This window comes from Burkholderia sp. HMSC10F09, from assembly GCF_001806955.1.
Taxonomy (GTDB): Bacteria; Pseudomonadota; Gammaproteobacteria; order Burkholderiales; family Burkholderiaceae; genus Burkholderia; species Burkholderia multivorans.
Genome location: NZ_KV786679.1, coordinates 1 through 3,037 on the forward strand (window position 1 = coordinate 1; position 3,037 = coordinate 3,037).

General features: G+C 67.7%; 4 protein-coding genes. All 4 read left to right on the plus strand.

The genetic code is table 11. The features are described 5' to 3' along the window. Positions 1–193: 193 nt before the first annotated feature. Entirely contained in the window at positions 194–1,054 is an 861-nt protein-coding gene (gene motA / locus HMPREF3115_RS12080) for a flagellar motor stator protein MotA (protein WP_006408308.1), read from the plus strand. A gap of 13 nt (positions 1,055–1,067) precedes the next feature. After that, positions 1,068–2,084, plus strand: a complete 1,017-nt coding sequence (motB, locus tag HMPREF3115_RS12085) for a flagellar motor protein MotB (protein ID WP_006408309.1) — start codon at positions 1,068–1,070, stop codon at positions 2,082–2,084. Between the two features lie 106 nt (positions 2,085–2,190). Continuing rightward, complete coding sequence (locus HMPREF3115_RS12090; protein ID WP_070554541.1) at positions 2,191–2,568, plus strand: response regulator; 378 nt, start codon at positions 2,191–2,193, stop codon at positions 2,566–2,568. Positions 2,569–2,601: 33 nt separating this feature from the next. Further along, positions 2,602–3,037 (plus strand): Hpt domain-containing protein (locus HMPREF3115_RS12095; protein ID WP_176748746.1); only part of this gene is annotated, 436 nt, incomplete at its 3' end.

Sequence of the window (3,037 nt, forward strand, 5' to 3'; positions counted from 1 at the left end):
CGCGCGGCGCATTGGCCGTGCCGCACGGCCGTCCGGCACGCGTGCGTGCGGCGTCGTGCGGGCCGCGCCGCCCCCGGCGGATTGCTGGTAAACACCGTCCGCGTGCGCCCGCGCGGCCGCGAAAGTTTTCCTGCCCACTGCCGTAAACCACTTAACGGCGGTCTCCCCGCCGGTCTTTCGTGAGGGACAGGCAGTGCTGATTATCGTAGGAACACTCGTGACGCTGTTGTCCGTCTTCGGCGGCTATGCGCTGGCGGGCGGGCATCTGGGCGCGCTGGTCCAGCCCCTCGAAATCCTGATGATCGCGGGCGCCGGCCTCGGCGCGTTCATCCTCGGCAACGGCACCAAGACGATCAAGGCGACGGTGCGCGTGCTGCCGACGCTGTTCAAGGGCTCGAAATACACGAAGGACGTGTACATGGAGCTGATGGCGCTGCTGTACGTGCTGCTCGCGAAGGCGCGCAAGGAAGGCACGCTGACGCTCGAGGCCGACATCGACGATCCGGAGAAAAGCCCGATCTTCACGCAGTACCCGAAGATCCTCGCCGATCGCCACATCGTCGAATTCCTGACCGATTACCTGCGCCTGATGGTCGGCGGCAACATGAACGCGTTCGAGATCGAGAGCCTGATGGACGAGGAGATCGAGACGCACCATGCGGAAGGCGAAGGCCCCGCGCATGCGTTGATGCGCGTGGGCGACGCGATGCCGGCATTCGGGATCGTCGCGGCGGTGATGGGCGTCGTGCACACGATGGCGTCGGCCGACAAGCCGCCCGCGGTGCTCGGCGCGATGATCGCGCAGGCGCTGGTCGGCACGTTCCTCGGGATCCTGCTGTCGTACGGGCTGATCGGGCCGCTCGCGAGCCTCGCGGAGCAGCGCGTGGCCGAGTCGACGAAGATGTTCCAGTGCATCAAGGTGACGATCCTCGCGAGCCTGAACGGCTATGCGCCGGCGATCGCGGTCGAGTTCGGCCGCAAGGTGCTGTTCTCGCCGGAGCGCCCGTCGTTCGCGGAACTCGAAGAGCACGTGCGCCGCGTGAAGGCGAAATGACGCGGAGCGAGCGATGAGCAAGGGCAAGGAACGCGCGATCGTCGTCAAGCGGGTGGCCCCGCAGAAGAAGGGCCATCACGGCGGCGCATGGAAGCTCGCGTATGCGGACTTCATGACGGCGATGATGGCCTTCTTCCTGCTGATGTGGCTGCTGAGCTCGGTCACGCCGGTACAGCTGAAGGGAATCGCCGAATACTTCAACACGCCGCTGAGGGCGGCGCTGTTCGGCAGCGGCGATCGCAGCTCGCAGGACTCGAGCATCATCAACGGTGGCGGGCGCGACCTGTCGAGCGTCGACGCGGGCACGCTGCGCCGCACCGACGGCACGACGCAGCTGGCCGAGCGCGTCGCGAAGCCGACCGACGATACCGCGCAGGCGCGGATGCAGGGCGCGCTCGAGCGGCGCGAGCAGGTGCGGCTGCACGACCTGCAGATCAAGCTGATGGCCGCGATCGAAGCGAACCCGACGCTGCGCCAGTTCAAGCAGCAGATCCGCATCGACTCGACGCTGATGGGGCTGCGCATCGAGATCGTCGATACGCAGAAGCGGCCGATGTTCGCGATGTCGAGCGATCAGGTCGAGCCGTACATGCGCGACATCCTGCGCGAGATCGGCAAGACGCTGAACGACGTGCCGAACCGGATCATCGTGCAGGGCCACACCGATGCGGTGCCGTACGCGGGCGGCGAGGGCGGCTACAGCAACTGGGAGCTGTCCGCCGATCGCGCGAACGCGTCGCGCCGCGAGCTGATCGCGGGCGGCATGGACGAGGCGAAGGTGCTGCGCGTGCTCGGCCTCGCGTCGACGCAGAACCTGAACAAGGCCGATCCGCTGGACCCGGAAAACCGCCGGATCAGCGTGATCGTGCTGAACCGCAAATCCGAAGAGGCGCTGACGCGCGACGACACGACGACCACGACGCTGTCGGCCGACGCCGCGGGTTCGACGCAGCTCGCGCAGCAGCTCGCCGGCGCGCATCCGGCGCCGGTCGCGCCGGTGTCGCCCGTTGCGGCCGCGCCGAAACCCTGATGTTGATTCGATTCGAGACACCCATGAAACGATCTTCACGCGCACGACGTCCGTTGCCGCCCGACAGCGCGGCCCGCCTTGCCGGTGCGGCAGGCCGGAGGCACGCATGATCCGGACCATTCTCGCGATCGACGATTCCGCGACGATGCGCGCGCTGCTGCACGCGACGCTCGCGCAGGCCGGCTACGAGGTGACGGTGGCGGCGGACGGCGAAGCCGGCTTCGACCTCGCGGCGACGACGCCATACGACCTCGTGCTGACCGACCAGAACATGCCGCGCAAGAGCGGGCTCGAGCTGATCGCCGCGCTGCGTCAGCTGAGCGCGTATGCGGACACGCCGATCCTCGTGCTGACGACCGAAGGTAGCGATGCGTTCAAGGCGGCGGCGCGCGACGCGGGCGCGACCGGCTGGATCGAAAAGCCGATCGACCCGGACGTGCTCGTCGAGCTTGTCGCGACGCTGTCCGAGCCGGCCGCCAATTGACATGAACGCGATGAACCCAACCGGTGACCGGGCATGACTCTCGACATCACTCAGTTCTACCAGACATTCTTCGACGAAGCGGACGAGCTGCTCGCGCAGATGGAGCAACTGCTGCTGAACCTCGACGTCGGCTCGCCCGACGCCGAGGATCTCGCTGCGATCTTTCGGGCCGCGCATTCGATCAAGGGCGGCGCGGCGACGTTCGGGTTCTCCGCGCTGACCGACACCACGCACATTCTCGAATCGCTGCTCGACCGCGCGCGCAACCACGAGCTGACGCTGACGAAGGAAATGGTCGACGCGTTCCTCGAGACGAAGGACGTGCTGTCCGACCAGCTTGCCGATTACCGCGCGAGCGCCGAACCCGACGCGGCGGCCGCCGCGGCGATCTGCGCAAAGCTCGAGCGGCTGCAGGCCGATAGCGGCGGCGCGGCGGCATCGGTGGCCGCACCGGCGGTGGTCGCCGTCG

What these genes read in the sequence shown, in the direction of transcription:
- motB (WP_006408309.1), top strand. Translation starts at nt 1,068, where the DNA reads ATGAGCAAGGGCAAGGAACGCGCGATCGTCGTCAAGCGGGTGGCCCCG.
- HMPREF3115_RS12090 (WP_070554541.1), top strand. Translation starts at nt 2,191, where the DNA reads ATGATCCGGACCATTCTCGCGATCGACGATTCCGCGACGATGCGCGCG.